The 17821-nt window shown below is 75.0% G+C and carries 14 protein-coding genes; 12 read left to right on the top strand and 2 right to left on the bottom strand.

Features of this window, described 5'->3' with window-relative positions; translation table 11 throughout:
• Positions 1–19: 19 nt before the first annotated feature.
• On the top strand, positions 20–925 hold the full coding sequence (gene cas6 / locus B042_RS0110805; protein WP_197024261.1) for a CRISPR system precrRNA processing endoribonuclease RAMP protein Cas6: 906 nt from the start codon (positions 20–22) through the stop codon (positions 923–925).
• 86 nt (positions 926–1011) lie between these two features.
• Here cas6 and B042_RS25665 read toward each other — a convergent pair whose 3' ends face one another.
• Positions 1012–1188 (bottom strand): hypothetical protein, encoded by a 177-nt coding sequence (locus B042_RS25665; RefSeq protein WP_155989014.1) that lies wholly within the window; start codon positions 1186–1188, stop codon positions 1012–1014.
• Between the two features lie 409 nt (positions 1189–1597).
• Here B042_RS25665 and B042_RS22825 point away from each other — a divergent pair, with 409 nt between their 5' ends.
• The 6 genes from B042_RS22825 to B042_RS0110775 all read left to right on the top strand — a co-directional run bounded on the left by B042_RS22825 (position 1598) and on the right by B042_RS0110775 (position 10352).
• A complete protein-coding gene (locus tag B042_RS22825) occupies positions 1598–3268 on the top strand; it encodes a hypothetical protein (RefSeq protein ID WP_231493931.1) in 1671 nt (556 codons plus the stop codon).
• Positions 3265–3951, top strand: coding sequence for a hypothetical protein (locus tag B042_RS22820; RefSeq protein ID WP_051415627.1), 687 nt, complete (start codon positions 3265–3267; stop codon positions 3949–3951). Before B042_RS22825 ends, B042_RS22820 begins: the two co-directional genes overlap by 4 nt.
• Complete coding sequence (locus B042_RS0110790; protein ID WP_028648298.1) at positions 3948–5684, top strand: hypothetical protein; 1737 nt, start codon at positions 3948–3950, stop codon at positions 5682–5684. Before B042_RS22820 ends, B042_RS0110790 begins: the two co-directional genes overlap by 4 nt.
• A 167-nt stretch (positions 5685–5851) precedes the next feature.
• Positions 5852–7444 (top strand): RAMP superfamily CRISPR-associated protein, encoded by a 1593-nt coding sequence (locus B042_RS0110785; protein ID WP_028648297.1) that lies wholly within the window; start codon positions 5852–5854, stop codon positions 7442–7444.
• Positions 7441–8190 carry a hypothetical protein gene (locus tag B042_RS0110780; protein WP_028648296.1) on the top strand — a complete coding sequence of 250 codons (750 nt, stop codon included), beginning with the start codon at positions 7441–7443 and terminating at the stop codon, positions 8188–8190. Before B042_RS0110785 ends, B042_RS0110780 begins: the two co-directional genes overlap by 4 nt.
• Positions 8190–10352, top strand: a complete 2163-nt coding sequence (locus tag B042_RS0110775) for a TIGR03986 family CRISPR-associated RAMP protein (protein ID WP_028648295.1) — start codon at positions 8190–8192, stop codon at positions 10350–10352. Before B042_RS0110780 ends, B042_RS0110775 begins: the two co-directional genes overlap by 1 nt.
• 11 nt (positions 10353–10363) lie before the next feature.
• Here B042_RS0110775 and B042_RS0110770 read toward each other — a convergent pair whose 3' ends face one another.
• Positions 10364–11509 carry a hypothetical protein gene (locus B042_RS0110770; RefSeq protein WP_028648294.1) on the bottom strand — a complete coding sequence of 382 codons (1146 nt, stop codon included), beginning with the start codon at positions 11507–11509 and terminating at the stop codon, positions 10364–10366.
• A gap of 321 nt (positions 11510–11830) precedes the next feature.
• On the opposite strand from B042_RS0110770, the gene B042_RS0110765 reads away from it, so the two are divergent.
• The 5 genes from B042_RS0110765 to B042_RS22810 all read left to right on the top strand — a co-directional run bounded on the left by B042_RS0110765 (position 11831) and on the right by B042_RS22810 (position 17806).
• Positions 11831–12187 carry a hypothetical protein gene (locus B042_RS0110765; RefSeq protein ID WP_028648293.1) on the top strand — a complete coding sequence of 119 codons (357 nt, stop codon included), beginning with the start codon at positions 11831–11833 and terminating at the stop codon, positions 12185–12187.
• A 13-nt stretch (positions 12188–12200) separates the two neighbouring features.
• Complete coding sequence (locus B042_RS0110760) at positions 12201–14351, top strand: CRISPR-associated protein (protein WP_028648292.1); 2151 nt, start codon at positions 12201–12203, stop codon at positions 14349–14351.
• A 173-nt stretch (positions 14352–14524) separates the two neighbouring features.
• The gene (locus B042_RS22815) at positions 14525–15418 is read left to right on the top strand and encodes a polyphosphate polymerase domain-containing protein (protein WP_051415626.1); all 894 of its coding nucleotides are present in this window, start codon (positions 14525–14527) and stop codon (positions 15416–15418) included.
• Positions 15419–15449: 31 nt separating this feature from the next.
• Positions 15450–16136 carry a DUF4956 domain-containing protein gene (locus B042_RS0110750; RefSeq protein WP_028648291.1) on the top strand — a complete coding sequence of 229 codons (687 nt, stop codon included), beginning with the start codon at positions 15450–15452 and terminating at the stop codon, positions 16134–16136.
• Positions 16136–17806, top strand: coding sequence for a CotH kinase family protein (locus B042_RS22810; RefSeq protein ID WP_051415625.1), 1671 nt, complete (start codon positions 16136–16138; stop codon positions 17804–17806). Before B042_RS0110750 ends, B042_RS22810 begins: the two co-directional genes overlap by 1 nt.
• Positions 17807–17821: the final 15 nt, after the last annotated feature.

Below are 17821 nucleotides of genomic sequence, written 5' to 3'. Positions count from 1 at the left end.
CGGGACCACACGAGAAGGGGTGGTGTACGTGCCCAGACGCTGGACTGTGATCCTACGGGACCTGGCGGACGCGGCGCGGCCGATCCGGTCTGAGGACTGCCACGGCCTGCTCAACCACTGGTGGCCGCAGCCGCAGGAGGACCACACGGCCGCCAAACGGTGGTCGATGAACGGGTGGCCTGCGCCGCTGGGGGACCGGCTCTACCACTGGTCCGTCTCCTGGCTCGACGACGACCCGCCCCCCGTGGACCCCGAGACCCTGGTGGGCCAGCCGCAGCGGATCGGCGACCACCTGATGGAGCCCTTGTCGGTGACCCGCACCTTCGACCGCACCTACGCCGGGATGCTCGCCGCCGCGCGCGGCCCCTTCGCGGTGCGTTCGGCGGTGGTGCGCAGCCGCACGCCCGTGGTGATGGTCGCGCGCGACTCCGGGGGTGAGCGCATCCCGCAGGTCTGGCCGAGTCCTCGGCGGCTCTTCGGGGCCGTGCACCGCTCGGGGGGAGGGATCGTCGGTGGCAGCGGAGCCGTGGGCGCCGTCGCCCGGTTCGCCCCCGCGGACTTGGCCGACCCCTGGTTGGACCTGCTGTTCGGCGGGCTGGCCCACGTGCGGCGTGTTCCTCTGCCGGAGGAGCCCGTGCGTGTGGGCGAGCACCGGCACAACGACGAGCGCACCGTCCTGGGGTGGGAGGGGGGCCTGCGCCTGGAGCTGGTGGGAGGGGAGCGCCACCACGCCGACGCCTTCGCCGCGCTCCTGGAACTGGTCGAGCTGTCGGGTGTGGGCAAGTACACGGCCCAGGGGTTCGGTGCGGTACGGGTGGACACCATGACCGGTGCGGCGGCGCGGGTCCGGGTGCCCACGTCTCGCGGGGGAGGGCGCCGCGCACGGGTACGGACCGGGGATTTCAGCGGGACCCTGTTCGACTGATGCCGGACCGTCGGCCCGGGGCGGGCGGGGGCGGTCCCGCACACCCGTGCGCGGCCGCGGTCCGGCATCCGGCCGCCGGACCGCGGTCACCGCTGCGGGGGTGGGGCGTCCCCCGGTTCGGGGCGGGCCGCCGCCCGTTCTCTCAGCGCCCGTGCCAGCCCGAGCAGATGGGGGACGAGGTCACCGGGGGCGAGCGGGTCCGGGACGCGCTCCGGTGCGGTGTGGTGCGGTGCGGGGGAGCGCGGTACGCGGCCGTGCGTCACGGGGACCTCCGGGAGGGGAACTGATGGGCGTACCCAGGTCTCTCGGACGGCCCCCGCGTGTTACTGGCCGAAACAGGTCAATATGGTGCGAAGGGGTGACTACCGGTTGAATCTCCTGATATCGGTAGTGCGTCGTGGTCCGTGCGCCGATACGGCCCGGCGTCCCGCCTCCGGCCGTGCCCGCCGCCCCGCCCCGCCGACGAGGAGACGTGACACAGTGCCGCCCCACCCCTGCCCTCCGCCGCCCCCGACGCGCGGGGACGCCCCGCCGGAGGTACCACCGGAAGGGCGGCCTGTCCGCGCACCGGACGCCGCGCGGGAGGGCCTCCCACGGCGCGGGGTCCTCGTCGCCGTCGACCTCCGCGGCATACAGGCGTTCGTCTTCGGAGGGCACCGCATCCTCGACGCGGTGGGGCGCGCCGCCCTGGTCGCGGAGCTGACGGCCACCTCCGGCCCCAGGGGCGGCGCCGCCGACCTGCTGCCCCCCGGACACGCGGTCCTGCGCGACGCCGGAGGAGCGCTCACCGTGGTCCTGCCGGACGCCGCCGCGGCACGGGAGTTCACCGGCCGCTACACGCGGCGGCTGCGCGAACGGGCCGGGGACCTCACCCCCGTGGTGGCCCACGTTCCCTATGGCCGGTGGGAGCAGGGGCCCCCGGACACGCCAGTCGGCGTAGACGAGGCACTGGCCGTCCTCCCCGAGCGCCTGCGCAGGGCACGCCGGTCCATGTCCGCGCTGCACACGCCCGCACGGGGACACGGCATCACCGCGCCGTGCTCCGTCAGCGGGGGCCCCGCCGAGGTCGTGGACAGCACACGCTTCCAGGACACGCACGTGTACGAGCGCGTCTCGGCCGACGTGGCACGGGCGCGCGGGGCGGGCCGCCGCTGGCACCGGGCGCACAGCGAGGACTGGCTGGAGGGGGCGGCCGCCGCCAGCGGATCGCCCCCGCTCGCCCTGCCCATGGAGGCCGACCTCCTCGGACGCGAGCACGGAGGACTCAGCCGCGTCGCCCTCGTCCACGTGGACGTCAACGGACTGGGCGCGATCCTCGGCGACTACCGTGAGCGGGTCGCCGACCCCGCCGTCCCCGGATCCGGGGCGATGGCGCAGCGCCACCTGTCCGCACACCTGCGCGGACTCGTCGAGGGGCTCGCACGGACCCTGGTCCGCGCGGTGGCCGCCACGGTCCGCGCCGGCGACGGGGACCGGCCCGTGATCCCCGGGGCCGGCACGGCCGGTCCGGTCCCGCTCTCTCACACCCCCGACGGCCGGGTGTGCCTGCCCCTGCGCCCCATCGTCGTGGCCGGCGACGACCTGACCGTCCTGTGCGACGCCCGGCTCGCACTGAGCCTGGTCCGGTACGCCCTCGACTGGCTGGACGCCGACCCCGAGGCGGTCGCCGACCCCCGCGACCCCAGGGTGGCCCTGCACCTGGCCCTGGCGGACGCCGTCCCGGGCCCCGGACGCACCGTCACCGCTCCCGGGGGGCTGACCCACGCCACACACGTCCCCACGGTAGGGGCCGGGATCGCGATCCAACCGGTCGGTGCGCCGCTGGCCTGGGGGTACGACCTGTGCGAGGCGATGTGTCGCCGAGCCAAGCGGTACCGGACCGAGAGCGCCGAGACCGACCCCCGGGTGGCGGAGGAGCACGCCGTGGCCTGGACGACCCGGTCCGGCGGGGTGGAGCGGGTCGAACGGATGCTCGACCGTGACCGTCGCCCCCCTCTGCCGCGCACCGAACTGCCCCTGACGGGCCGTCGGTTCATCGGCTTCCTGGAGCGGTACCTGTCCGCAGACGCCCCCGGAGGCCTGCTCGCCGACGGTGGTACCCGCCGCCGGGGCTGGCTGGTCTCGGCCCTGGCCCCCCTCCTGGAGTCGGGGGCCGACCCCGGCCCCGAACTCGCCCGGCGCTCCCGCGCGGTCGGCGCCCCCGTGGACCTGCCCTTGGAGTGGACCCCCGGCGCGGTGCTGGACGCGATCGGGGTGGCCGACCTGTATCTGGACCCCGGTCTGGCCGCTGCCCTGCCGCCCCGGCTGCCCCAGATCCGCGGACGGAAGGGCGCGCCTTCGTGAGCGCCCCGGATCGCATCACGGTGTACCTGGCCTCCCCGGCGCTCTTCACCGGAGACAGCGCCGACGGGACGGCGGCCGACACCGACGTGGTCACCGACGGCCACGGCCTCCCCTACCTGCCCCGGCACCGGCTCTCGGCCCGGCTGCGGGCCGGGGCCGACGACGCCCTCTCCGTCGCCCCGGATCTGAGGGCCGCCGCCGACGACGTCCTGGGACGCGACCGTTCCCACGGCCCGGACCGCATCCTGCGCCTGGGGCACGCCGTCATGGCAGACACCGTCCGCGACGCGCTGGTGTGGGCCCTGGACGGCAGGGACGAGCCCGAGCGCACAGCCCTGCGCCGGGCGGTCACCGACGCCTGCACCGCGCTGGAGTCGAGCACGGAGGCCGGGCCCGACGGCGCCCCCGTCCCCGGCCGACTGCGCACCCACCGTGTGCTGTTGCCCGGCCTCACCCTCACCGCGCCCCTGGTCTGGGCCGCACCGCCGACCGCGGAGCACTGGCGGATCCTGGCCCGTGCCTGCCTGGCCACCACCCGTATCGGCCTGCGCGGCTCACGCGGACGCGGGCGCGTGGACGTCCGTCTGGCCCCGCCTGCCGGTGACCCGCACGCGGCGACGCTCGCCCTGGCGGCCCGCCGCCCGGTGGAGCCCCCCGTCGGAGGAGAGGAGGCCCGAACGTGAGCCCCGCCCCACTCCTGAGCGCCTACCTGCCCCTGCGCTACGTCCTCACTGACAGCCTGGCAGTCCGCACTTCCTACGACCCCTCCGGGATCGACTCCGAACACGTCATCGGCGGACGGGCGCAGCGCGGCATGCTCGCCGCCGCGCTCACCCGCGCGGGCCGCCACGACGACCTGCACGCCTGGGTGGCCCGCGGAGACCGTATCCGCTTCGCCCCCGCACACCCCCGGCTCGAACGGGGACCGGGGCGCACGGCCCCGGCCGTCGCCTACCCCCCGCCCGCCTACCTGCACACACCCGGCAAGGAGGGGGACACCACCGTCGACGTGTTCGGGCACACCGACCCCGCCACCCCCTACCGGGCCGTCCGCGACCCCCTCACCCCCGACCGCGCCCTGCGCGCCCGTGTGCACACCACCGCGGAGCGCCGCCTGGGCCGCACCCGCACCGGGGCCCGCACCCAGGGGGTGCCCTTCGTCACCACCGCGCTCGACGCCGGCCAGGTCTTCGAGGCCCGGTGGCAACTGCGCGCCCCCGACACCGCGTCCCTGGAACGCCTGGCCGAACGGGTCGCCGCGGCGCTGGCCCGGGCCGAGGGAACCCTCACTCTGGGATCGGGCGGAACCAGGGCCCACGGCGGTGTGAGCGTCGCGCCCGTGGACCCCGACCGCCTGCTCTCTCCGGACCGGATCGACCCCGCGGGCCGGGTCCGCACCTGGCCCGCCGGTTCCCCCGTCGACCTCATCCTGCTCTCCCCGGCCCTGGTGGTCGACGAACACGGCCGGCACCGGCCCTCCGCGCTCACCCGGGCCGTGCTCGACCTGTGCGCCCGAGTCCTGCCCGACACCCGCGTCGAGGTGCTCGCCGACCACGTGGAGGCCGAGAGCGTGGGGGGCTACCACCGCGGCTACCGGGGCCCCATGGCCGAACGCTGGGCCGCGCGCCCCGGAGCGGTGGTCCGCCTGCGCCCCGACCGAGACCTCACCACCGCCCGAGCCAGGCTCCTGGAGGCCCACACCCTCGGAGAGCGCGCCGTGGACGGCTACGGCCAGTTCACCCTGGCCTCACCGCCGCCCGCCGGACCCGAGCCGCTCGCCCCGCAGGCGGCCCCGTTCGCGGCCCGCCGCCGCCCCGCTCCCCCCGAACCGGACCGCGACGAGCGGCTGCGCCTCCTGTACGACCGCCTCCTGTGGGAGGCCGCCGTGCGACCGGTCCGCGACCACGCGCGTGCCCTCGCGCGGGCCTCCGCGCCACGGTCGGCGGAACTGCCGCCACACCTGCTGGAGTGCCTGAGAGAGGTCCTCGCCCAGCCGCGCCGCACCCCCGGCCGTGCACTGTCCGCCCTCGAACACACCGTCGCTCCGAACAGCGCCCGCGGCCCCGGCAACGGTGCCGGAGAACTGTGCGAGCACGACCTGCGCGCACTGGACCGGGCCCTGCTGGTGCGTCCGGACCGCCCCGGGCGCACCAGCGTCCGCTCCTGGCTGGAGGGGCTGTCCACCCGCACCACCGCCTGGTGGGACGACAACCGCCCCGGCCGTGCACCCGCCTACACCGGGGCCCTCGCGGTCGTGGACCTGACCCTGGCCGACGGTCGCCCCCCGGCCACGGCGGCCGGGCTCTCCCGGCACGCCCTGGAGTGGGAGCGCCGTGCCGCGCCGTGCCTGTCCCTGCTCCTGGTCTCCTCCTGGCTCGCGGAGACGGCCCGGGCCGCGAGGGGAGGACCGGAGTGAACCGTTCCCGCGCACGCATCCGGCGGAGCCGCACCTCCCGCGCGCCCCGCCCCCGCCGGGCCCTTCCCGCACCGCGTACCGAGGCGATCGCACCCCCGCGGCACCGGCGCGACCGCCACCGCACCACGGCGCGTGCCCACGCGCCCCTCCTCCTCCACGGACACCCCATGACCAGCAGTCCCCGGCCCGGCCCCGTGGTGTGGGAGATCGCCGCGCACCTGCGCCTGGAGTCGGACACCCATGTCGGTGCCGCCCGGAACCCCGGTGACCACGTCGTACGCGGCGACGCGGACCTGCACCTGGACCGCGACCCGCGCACCGGGCTGCCCCGGGTGCGCGCCACGACCCTGGCCGGGATCATGCGCCACGAACTGGCCGCCCGCACGGGCGACCCTGGCAGGGTCCGGGCGCTCTTCGGATCCTCCGGAGCCCACAGGGACGTGCCGCAGTCCACGGGCGCACTCGACCTCGACGACGCCCGCACCGTCCTGCCCGAGGGGGCCGCCGTCGCGATCCGGACAGGGACCCGGGTGGACCCCGCGACCGGGACCGTGCACCCCGGCCGGGTGTGGCGTTGGGAGGTGCTGCCCGCCGGGACGCTCCTCACCGCGCACCTGCGCCTGCGCTGCCCGGCCCCCGCCGACGAACCCCGGCTGCTGGCACTGCTCCTGACCGCCGTGACCGGACTGGAGGGGCACGGCCCGGGGGCCCGCCTCGGCGCCCGGACCGGACGCGGGTTCGGGGCTGTGGCCGCGGTGCGCTGGACCGCGGCCCGCCACGACCTGTCCGGCGAGGACGGTTGGCTGGCCTACCACGGGCGCACCTGGGCCCAGCGGTGGGCCGCCGAGCCCCCGTCCGACGCCGCCACCCGCCTGGCCCGCGCCCTGGACCGGGAACTGCGGGCGCACGGGCGGCACCCCGCCGCCGCCGACCTGGCCGCCCGCTCCGACACCGGCGACCACCGCCACCGCGCCGAGCTCCGCCTGACCCTGGCCGCGGGGGAGCGCCCCGCGCCCCCGCCGGGCCCGCCGCCCGGCCGTGCGCAGGGGGACCCTCGCCCCGTACCGCTCATGCTCGGCGACCTGCCCGCGGCGGACCGCGCCGGCGAGGCCGACCGCGCCCACCGCCACCGCCCCGTCCCGGACGGCCCCCACGGAGTCCGGATCGCCCCCCTTCTGGGGGATACCGCCCTGTACTCCCTGTTCAAGCGGATCGGTGCCCGCCTCGTACGCGACGCCGCCGAACGGTGGGGTGCCCCACCCGAGCACGGACGGGACTGGCACGCCCACTGGTGGGGCGCCGACACCCCGCCCGCCGCCTCGCGTGTGCGGCTGCGCTCGGCCCCCGTCCTGTCCGGCGGGGCGCCGCTGACCACGACCCGGCTCACCGTGGACGCCCTGTTCGGCGACGCCGTCGACGGGCACCTGTTCACCGCCGACCTGTACTGCGGGGGGACCGCCGAAGCCGTCCTGGACATCAGCGAACCCGACGACGCCGTGCTCGGACTGCTCACCCTGGTCGTGCGTGAACTGGCCACGGTCCCCTTCGAGACGCTCGGGGCGGGGACCGGGGGAGGCAACGGCCGACTCACCGCCACCCGTGCCCGCGTGAGTATCCGCACCGGCGGCTCCGCCCACACGGTCGACCTGATCACCGCACTGTTCGACCCCGAGAGCGGGGAGGCGGCTACCGCCCGCGGCTGGCTGGCCGCCCTGCGCACCGCCCTCACCGCCGAAGGCCCCGGGGAGGGCACCCGATGAGCCACCACCCCCCGCCCGCCGAGGGGCTGACCGTCGCACCGCTCACCGCAAAGCAGATCGAGGGGGTCCTCACCGACGTCTTCACCCGCGGCACCCGCTGCCGCCTGCTCGACACGGGTACGGACGGCTGCCCCGCATCCCACGGCCACCCCCAGTGGCTGCTGGCCGAACTCGGAGACGCGCGTGTCACCGGCGCGTGCCACGGCGGCCGGTGGACCCGCTCCGACACCCTCACCGAGCCGTCCCCCGCGGCACCGACGCTGGACCCCGGCACCGACCGGTGGCGCATCCTGGAGGTCCTCGTCTTCGGCCCGCGGGCGCAGATCAGGATCGGTGAGGCGGCCGAGGCCGGATGGATCAGCGCCGACGCCCCCACCGCACCGCCCGAGTGGTTGCGCCCCCGTGACCGCTCCCTCCTCCTCCAGGGCTGGAACGGCCCCGACCACAGCCGCACCCTCGACCGCCGGGCGCCCCTGTCGGTGGCGCGCGAACCGGGCGGCTCCGAGGCGATCCTGCCAGTGGAGTGGGCCGACTTCTCCGGCCGCCACCGGCCCCTCCCGGGCGGGCGCACCGCACTGGAGAGCGAGGGCACGTGGCTGACCCTGCGCGAGTACTGGGCGAGCGACCCCGGCACCGGCGCGGTCGGGGTGGCCTTCCACCGCCTCACCGGCCTGACCCACGGGCCCAAACCCACGGGGCCGCTGATCGACGCGGGGACCGGGGACGACCTCCCCCCGGAACCCTGATGGACGGACGCTTCCACGCCACCGCCCCCTACGGGCTGGTGCGCCTCGCCGAGACCCCCATGCCCGCCGCCGACCTGCACACCGGGCACGCCACCGGCGACCTGCTGCGCAGCCACGACCGGACCGTGTCGGGCACCCACACCGGTTGGATCGAACTGATACTCACCACCCTCACCCCCACCTTCGTCGGCCAGAGGCTCGACCACGGGGCGGTCAACCCCTCCGCCCGCTTCCCCCACGGCGGCCGCGCGCTGCCGGCCATCCCCGGGCCGACCCTGCGCGGCCTGGTCCGCAACACCGTGCGCATGCTCACCGGAGGCGAGACCGGGCCGGTCAACACCCCCATGCTCTTCTTCCGCGCCCCCGTGCGCATCGGTCCCGGCGACGCCGACAGCGCGCTCTCGCCCCGGGCCCGCAGCGTCATGGCCCGCCAGCACGCCCACTACCGCACACGCCGCGAACGCCTGCGCACCCGGCAGGGTTTCCTCTTCCGCGCCGGGGACCGCTGGTACGTGACGGCGGTCGCGGCCACACCGCTGACCGAGGCGGGCCGGGCGCTCAAGGTCTCCTTCGACGTCCTCAGAAACAGCATGCGCAGGTGGGACTTCGGCGTCGACGACTTCCCCGACCCGCCCAGGACCGGAACCTACGTCCCCACCGCGCACGAGCAGCACGGCAAACTCCAGTTCCGCTGGGTGTACGCGGTCCACCCGCCGGGGGAGCGGCGCATCGCGGCCGTCGCCCCCACCGACCACCAGGCCAGGCAGTACCTCGGCACCCGGCCCGCGCGGGGCAGCGACCGCGGTGGCGTGATCCCGTGCCTGACCGTCCTGACCGGCGTCGCCGCGGGCGGGCGCCGCAACGCCTACCTCTTCCCGCGCACGGACGACCTGCGCACCGGCCGCTCTCCGGTCCCCGCCGGTCTCGTGCGGCTCTTCGAGTCGGCCGAGCAGATCACCGGTTACCAGCGCGCCGCCTTCCCCGACACGCTGGGAGTGGGTACCGCAGACCCCGGACGCCCCCCGGTGGCGGGCACCGGCGGGGGCGGACTGCCCCGCCGCGGGCTGGAACCGGTCTGGTTCGACACCGACGCCTCGGGAGAGGTGGTCTCGTTCGGGCGGTCGGGCGGCTACCGGATCGCGGTCAGTGACGACAACCCGGTCCGCAGAGCGGTCCCCGAGCCGGTCCTGGGGCCCCAGCGCGCCGACGCCGACCGCGGGCGCCGCGCGGGGCGGCCCGTGGACGTGTGCCGCGCCCTGTTCGGCGACACCGACACCTTCCCCGGCGAGGCGTCCGCCGCCAAGGGCCGGGTGTCCTTCGGCCACGCCCTGAGCACCGACCCCGACCCCGACTACCCCGACGGCGCCGCGTTGCGTGTGCGCCTGCTCTCCCCGCAGCGCGGCTGCTTCGCCAACTACCTCGTGCAGGGGCCCGACGCGGCGGAGGGCGACCGGCCCGACATCGTCACCTGGTCGCACGAGGGGCGGGTGCGACTGGGCGGGTACAAGGTGTACCTGCACCGCCACCGCTCCGACCTGGGGCGTCCGGTGCGCTACGACGCGCGCACCCAGGAGGAGCTGGGCCTGGAGGTGCTGCCGCGCGGGCACCGCGCCGAACCGCCGGGGGAGACGCAGCGCGACGTCGTCCCACTGCGCGACGGGCTCACCTTCCACTCCAGGATCACCTTCGCCAACCTCACCGACGGGGAACTCGGCGCCCTGATGCGGGCGCTGCTGCTGGACAACCCGGTCGGCGGCGGGGACCCCGCCGACCCCGGCCACGCGCACAAGATCGGGATGGGCAAGTCACTGGGCATGGGCAGCGTGCACCTGAGCCCGGAGCTGTACCTGGTGGACCGCGGGGCGCGCGCGGTCTCCCTCGACCCCGCCGCCGGGGTCGAACGCGCCGCACCGGAGCGGGTACGGGGGTTCCTGGACGCCTTCGGCACCGCGCTGGCGCGCCGCAGGCTGCCCGGCGCGCCGCACCCGGACCGGTGGCGCGAGGTGGACCAGGCGGTGGACGTGTGCCTGGCGGGCCGGTGGCGCGGCCGCCTGCCTTGGGAGCGCACGGCGGTCATGTCACTGCGGGAGTTCGCCGACTACCCGGTGCTGCCGCCGCTGGTCCGCAGGTTCGCCGACGCCGACCGGGACGCCGGTGCCTGAGCGAGGACGCCTCACCGCCCGTCGATGGTTTCGGCGAGCGCCTCCAGCAGGTCAGCGCGCAGATCGGGGTCCTCCTGGGCACCGCGCCAGCGCTCGGGGACCGCGGGCCCCTCGGTGAGCAGGACGCGCAGCAGGGTATCCAGCGCCTTCTGCGGGGCGGCGTCGAAGGCCGCGCGGTCGGCCTGGGCGCGCACGGCCAGCGCCCCGCCGGTCTCCTCAAGCCACGCCCGCTCCTTGGCGGTCAGAACCTCCCGCCGGGGGCCGTCCGCGGTCGGGGCGCCGCCGTCACCGGGGACCGGTGCGTAGGGGGCGCCGCGCGCGCGGCCCCGCGCCCGCTGAACGAGGGTGAAGTGCACGGGCATGTCCACGGCCATCCGCCCCAGCACGCCGGTGAGCCGCCGGGCGACGTCCTCGCCGTTCAGCCCGGGCAGGATCTCACGCAGGTGCAGCCTGCGCCGTTGGTCGGGGGTGCGGCCGCGGTCGGCGTCGCGCCCGGCGGCCAGTTCGGCGAGTTTGCGCAGCAGGTAGTCGCCGGTGGCGGTGGAGACCATCGGCGGCTCCCGGGTCTCGGCGGCGGCGCGGCCGTGCAGGTCCGCCACCGGCACGGCGCTGCCGTCCTCGGTGAAGGAGGCGCTCTCACCCGTGTGGACGTCCTCGGGCAGGTCCGCGGCCGGGTTGCCCCACCCGGCGGTCAGCACGAGCATGGCCAGGGCCTCCTGGTCGACCACGTCGGTGGCCACGCGGGCGACGTCGCGGCGCTGCGCCCAGCGGCGGGGGCGCTCGGAGAACGCGCAGCGGATCCCGCCGTCGGCCGCGGTCACCGGGTACACGCGGCGCAGGTTCTTGTACGACCGGTCGCGGCGGACGTCGTCCAGGGCGTCGCGCAGGCGGTGGGCGGCGGTACGGTCGATCCCGTCGGCGGGTGCGGCCCGCTCCATGCGCACGGCGATGACGCTTTCGGGGTCACCGCCGTGCACCGGGCACGGACAGTGCTCGGCGCACAAGTCGACATAGTCACAGAACTGCTCGGAATGGCCCGCGCAGCCCTGTGCGGTTCCGTCCACGGAGCAGGGCCCGCAGCCCAGTACGCGTGTGAAGACGCGCAGAAAGGCGGCGGAACCGAACAACTGCCACGCGGAGCAGTGGTGGGTGCTCACGAACTCTTCTCCCCGGGTGTGCCGGGGCCGGGTCGCTCTCCCAGCCCTCCGGGAAAGCGCACTGAAGAGTCAGCGAGGCTTTTCTCTGGACACGCCCGCGCCAACGGGAGATCCTCAACCAAGCTAGGGCGTTCGTGTCATGGATGTCAATGATCGAAGGAGGACTCCGCATTCCCCCGAAGCATGACTTTGGAAATGAATCGGACATCATGATCATGAGGCTCTTCTGCGGCGGTCTGCGAACTCCGGCGGAGCGCCTGCGCGGATGTGTCCGAGAGACGGCGGTAGCAGCACCGGAACGAGAGGAACGGAGGTCGCCGGATGCCGGTGTTCAACCTGACGCCGCATGTGGTGACAGTCGTCGACGAGCGGTCGCGTGTGATCCGGAGTTGGCCCAAGGCCAGTCGGCCCGCCCGGGTCGAGGCCGTACGCGAACCGATCAGGGAGACGGACGGCATGCCCGAGGGCCTTCCCCTGCTGACCGAACGGCGGACCCGCGCCGACCTGCCGGAACCGCGTGAGGGGGTGTGGCTCATCGTCTCGTCCGTGGTCGGATCGGCCCACCCGGAGCGCCACGACCTCCTCATCCCCTCCGACCTGGTCCGCGATGGCAGGGGCGTGGTCACCGGCTGCCGCGCGTTCGTCGTCAGCAGGCCCCCGGCGAAGGGCGACACATGACAGGGAGAGCCGCGTGAGCGCCCCCGCGGCCGCCGCCGTGCTCGTGGGGCGCAGCCCCACCCCCGCGCTCCTGTCGTCGCTGACCCTGGCCGCCGACCGCCTTGCCCTCATCGCCAGCGACGACACCCTGTCCGTCGCCCGGCGCGTGGCCGAGGCCGCCGCGCGCGTCGGACCGCCGCGCTCCGTCCGGGTGCTGAGCGCCGGACCCGACCCCCACGACTTCCGCGCTGTGACCCGGTGCCTGGAGGACTGGCACCACACGAGCGGCGGCGGGGCGTGGTCCCTGGACTACACGGGCGGAACGAAGGTGATGAGCGTGGCCGCCGCCCTCCTGCACGCACACCTGCACCCCGGACGGGCCGCCCGGTGGCGCTACTACCTCGACGCCACCGCGGACGCGCTGCGCCCCGCCGACGGCACCCACCCCGCCCTCCCCCTCTCCTGCGCCGGGGTGGACCTGGCCGTGCTCGCCGGACTCCACGGCGCCCGATGGCTGGCCGACCGCGACCCCGAACCCATCCGCCTCTTCGTCCAGGGCGGCGCACAGGCCCTCACCGCACGCCGCCCGGACCTGTCTCCGGCCGTGCGCCGAGGAGTCGTCGCCGAAGGACGTGTCCTGTCCCACCTGCGCCGACACCTGCGCCGCCAGAGCGAGGCGGAGGTCCTCGGCCCCCGGCAGGTCGCCGACCCGCTCCACCCCGCCGCCTCCGTCGCCGACTTCGACGCCGTCGTCCGCTACCGCCACCGGGTGCTGTGCGTGGAGGCCAAGACCCGGCCCGGCGACGTCGTGGCGCGCGCCGGATGGACCGTGGCCAAGGCACGCCGCGTGTTCGGCACCGCGGCACAGGTGCTGTTCGTCCACACCGGCCCCGCCGATCCCGCGTTGAGGAAGGCGATCACCGGGTACAACCCCGCACTGTCGGCGAGGCTCGTACACGTGTGGAGCCTGGACGACCTCCTGAACCGGCTGGCCTCCTTCGACGACCTGCGCAAGGCGTTCTTCCCCGGAACCGGGAGACCCGCCGCCGCGCCCGCCCCGGGCGCCCGGCCCGCGCCGCGCCCCCCGGCCCCGCACCTCCCCCCGCCCGAGCACCACCCCGGCCCCGGGGACGGTCCCCTCCTGGTCACTCCCCTGGGCGGCAGCCGCGTGGGCGCCCTGACCGCCCTGCACGCCCACCGGCCCTCCCGCGCGCTCATCCTGCCCTCGCGGCAGAGCCTGCGCGACAACGTGCGCACCGCCGCCGCCCGTGCCCTGCGCTCCGCCGAGCACCCCGGGGCCGGACCCGCCGACCCCGCCCGGCTGAAGGAGGAGGGGTACCGGGACCGGGTGCGCCTGCCCGCCGAACCCGTCGACGGATCCGACGCCGAGGCCGTCGCCGACCTGGCCCGGGAGTGGATCACCTCCCAAACAGCCGGACCGGAGGGGGTGCCGCCCGCCATCGTGGACGTCACGACCGGCACCAAGGCCATGAGTCTCGGCCTGGCCCTGGCCGCCCAGGAGACGGGGGCCTGCGCGGTCTACCAGCTTCCCGGGACCCGCGAGGTGGTCTGCGCGGCCCACGGGAGGATCCCCCTCAAGGGCAGGGCGGCCGTGGACTGGCCGCTGGCCCTGACCGGCTACACCCCGATCGGGGGCCCGCTCGCCGAACACCTGTGCCCGCCGGCCCGTGGCCAGGTGGACGCCCCCCTCCTCGACGCGGCGCGCACCGCGCTGGTCCGCGCGGCGGGCGGACCCGTCGGCGTCTGGGCGGACGCCTCCCTCACCGACCCCCGGGGGTGTCTGAGCGCACAGGAGCGGCCCAGCCTGGTGCTCACCTTCGACGACCGGGCGGTGGGGCTGGCCGCCCCCGCCTGGCACCGCCGCCGCCCCCACGGCGGAGGACGGCACCCGGTCACCCGCGGGGCGTGGGCCCAGAGCGTGTTCGCGGCCACCACCCACCTCCAGCTGCGGTGCGACGTGGCCGGGAAGGTGATCGCCCTGACCCGGCCGGGCGGAGACGCGGGGCGTGCGCGTGAACTGGTGGACTGGATCACCGGTGCTGGGACGGCGGAAGCCGATCCGGAGCCGCGCCTGTCCTTCGGGGAGCCCCTGCGTCCCCTGGTCGTGGACGCCGCCCCCGGCGCGCTGCCCGCGTTGCTGCACACCGACGCCAGCCGACTGTGAAGCGGACCGGAGGCGGATTCTCACCCGCCTCTCACCTCGGAGCGCCGTCCCCGCTCCCGCCTGCGGTCGCGCGCACCGCTCACAGGGTTCACACAGGAAACTCCACGCCTCTTCATAGCTTCGTCGGATTCAGTGCTCTCTGTCGTCACTGAAACGATGAAGAGGAGGTGTCCATGTCACCGAAGCATGGTGCCGGCGGTCGCGCCCGGAGCGGTGCGGGCGACCGGCTCAGGGCCCCCGGCCGACTGCACGCGTTCAACCGGTACGAGATCAAGTACCTCGTCCCCGTCGGCAAGGTCGCCGACATCCGGTCCGAACTCGCGGGCCGGATGCTGGTGGACCGCAACGCCGGAGCGGGCGGCTACGGCGTCTGGAGCGTCTACTACGACACCGACCGGCTCCGCTTCTACTGGGAGAAGGTCGAGGGCCTGAGGTTCCGCCGCAAACTGCGCGTCCGCCGCTACGGCGAGACGGGCGAGGCACCCGAGGACACACCGGTCTCCGTCGAGATCAAACAGAGGGTGAACAGGGTCACCCAGAAGCGCCGGGTCCTGCTGCCCTACGACACGGCCCGCGCCCTGTGCGACCGGCGCGTCCGCGTCTCCCACCCCGGTGCCGACCAGCCCTTCGTCGACGAGGTGCTCGACCTCGTCGTGCGCCTGGACCTGCGCCCGGTCGCCATGACCGGCTACCGCCGCGAACCCTACGTCGGCACCGGCGCCGACCTGGGACTGCGCGTCACACTCGACCACCGCGTCCGGGGCCGCGACCGCGACTTCGACCTGCGGGCCGAGGCCGAGAACCGCTACATCATCGACCCCGGCCACGTGGTCATGGAGGTCAAGGCCGACGAGCGCGCCCCCTACTGGGTCACCGACATGGCCGCGCGCCTCGACCTCCAGGTGGAGCGCATCTCCAAGTACTGCCAGAGCGTGGAGGCCTTCGGCAAGGCGCCCAGGTCCGTCTTCCACGTCCCCGAGGGCGACCAATCCGAGGTGCCCGGCCCCCTTCCCGGGGCCGCGGCCCCGCTCGGCGCACCGCGCCTCCTCCAGACCCAGAGCCTGTGAACCCGCCCGTACCGACCCAAGGCGTTCCCCGATGAACCTCGACTTCAGCGTCACCGACCTGTCCGGCACCTTCAGCGTCATGGACGTCGTCCTGTCCCTGATGCTGGCACTGGCCACCAGCCTTGTGGTGGCCTGGACCTACCGGGCCACCCACCGCAACATCTCCTACAGCCAGAGCTACGTCCACACCCTCATCATCCTGGGCATGATCATCGCCCTGATCATGCTCGTGGTGGGCTCCAACATCGCCCGTGCGTTCGCCCTGGTGGGCGCGCTCTCCGTGGTCCGCTTCCGCAACGCCATCAAGGAGACCCGCGACGTCGGGTTCATCTTCCTCGTCATGGGCGTGGGGATGGCCTGCGGAACCCGCTTCTACGCCCTGGCCATCATCGCCACCGCCGTGATCTGCGCCGTCATCGTGCTCATGCACCGCTTCAACCTGTTCGCGCTGAACGTGCAGCGCCAGGTCGTCAAGGTCCAGGTCCCCGCGGACGGCACCGACCACGGCCCGCTGATCGACGAGGTGCTCATCCGCCACACCGACGAGTACGAACTGATCAGCACCGAAACCGTGCGCGGCGGCTCTCTGCTGGAGCTGGCCTACACCGCCCGGCTCAAGAAGGGCGTCAAGCCCGGACGGTTGATCGAGGCACTGCGTGCCATCAACGCCGGGCAGAAGGCGACCGTCCTGACCGGATACGACCAGACGGACCTGTGATGGCCGACCGAGCACCGACCGAGCCCACCCCGCCGAGCCGACGCCTGAGGCACCGGATCCCGGTACGGCTGCGCCACCACTGGAAGCCGCTTGCGGCGGTCTGCGTAGGGCTGCTGGCCCTCCTCCTCGTCTTCGGTGAGGCGCGGGTACGCCCCTACATCACCTCGGAACTGTCCTCGGCGGTGACCGTGACCGAGGACATCGAGGGCACCGGTGACCTGTTCGACGGGGGCGAGCACAGCATCGAGGTGTCCTTCAACGAGGACGAGTACGCCGAGATGATGGCGACCTTCCGCGAGGAGGGGGAGAAGGAGTTCATCCAGGCCGACATCACCATCGACGGCACCCTGGTCACCGACGTCGGCCTGCGGCTCAAGGGCAACTCCACCCTGCGGAGCCTGAGCGGGGGCGGGACGTCCCAGGACGGCGGTGAGGGCGGCGGAGCGATGCCGCAGATTCCCGAGGGCATGGCGGAGGGGGACTTCCCCCGGATGCCCGGGAACGCCGCCGAGGGCACGGAGGAGGCCGCCGGGGACCAGGGGGCGGCCGGTGCGCGGCAGGGCGGCGGTATGGGCGGCACGGTCTCCCTGTCCGAGGAGGAGCCGGAGAGGCTGCCGTGGCTGATCAGCTTCGACGAGTTCGTCGCCGGGCGCGCCTACCAGGGCCACACCGAACTCGCCCTGCGCCCGGCGACCTCGGTCTCCGACACCGCGCTCAACGAGGCACTGGCCCTGGACCTGACGGCGGCCTCCGGACAGACCGTGCAGGACTACACCTTCACCTCCGTGGCGGTCAACGGCGGCGAGGCGGTGCCCCGCCTGCTCATCGACCACCCCGACGCGCTGTGGAGCGAGGAGTTGGGGGAGGGCGTCCTCTACAAGGGGCGCGCCGGCGGCTCTTTCTCCTACCTGGGCGACGACCCCACCGACTACGAGGAGGCCTTCAAACAGGTCAACGCCGAGGGGGCGCAGGACCTGCAACCGGTCATGGACCTGCTGAGGTTCGTGGCCGAGGCCGACGACGAGGAGTTCGCCGAGGAGCTGGACACCCACCTGGACACGGAGGCCTTCGCCGCCTACCTCGCCACGCAGGACCTGATCTCCAACGGAGACGCCATGGACGGACCGGGCAACAACTACTACCTGTGGTACGACACCGAGCAGGAGCGCTTCACCGTGCTGTCCTGGGACCTGAACCTGTCCTTCGGCGGCATGGACGGCGGTGGTGCGGGCGATACCCCGGGCACCGTCGGAGGCCGGGCGACCGAGGAGGCGGACGCGGTCGGGGGCATGGAGCCGCCCGGGGGCATGGAGCCGCCCCAGGGAATCGGCGCGGACCAGGGTGGAGCGGACGCCGAGGACACCGGTGGGGGCCGGGACGGTATGGGCGGCAGCGGCGCTCTCAAGGAGCGCTTCCTCGCCGACGAGGACTTCACCGCCCTGTACGAGCGGGCCTACACCGACCTCCACGCATCCCTGGTCGCCGACGGGACCGCCTCCGACCTGCTGGAGTCGGCTGTCGACCGTGCCGCGCGGGCCGGTGACGACGGCGCTGAGGCCGCGGGGACGAGCCTGGCCGAACAGGTCGCCGCCATCGCCGAGACCCCGCAGCAGGACGACGGTTCGGCGATGCCGGGAGCCGCAGGGAACGCCCCGGAGGAGACCGGCTAACCGTTCGGACCGGCA

This window comes from Nocardiopsis sp. CNT312 (assembly GCF_000515115.1).
Taxonomy (GTDB): domain Bacteria; phylum Actinomycetota; class Actinomycetes; order Streptosporangiales; family Streptosporangiaceae; genus Nocardiopsis.
Note: the sequence above shows the minus strand (reverse complement) of the source record. Positions and strands in the feature narration are given on the sequence as shown.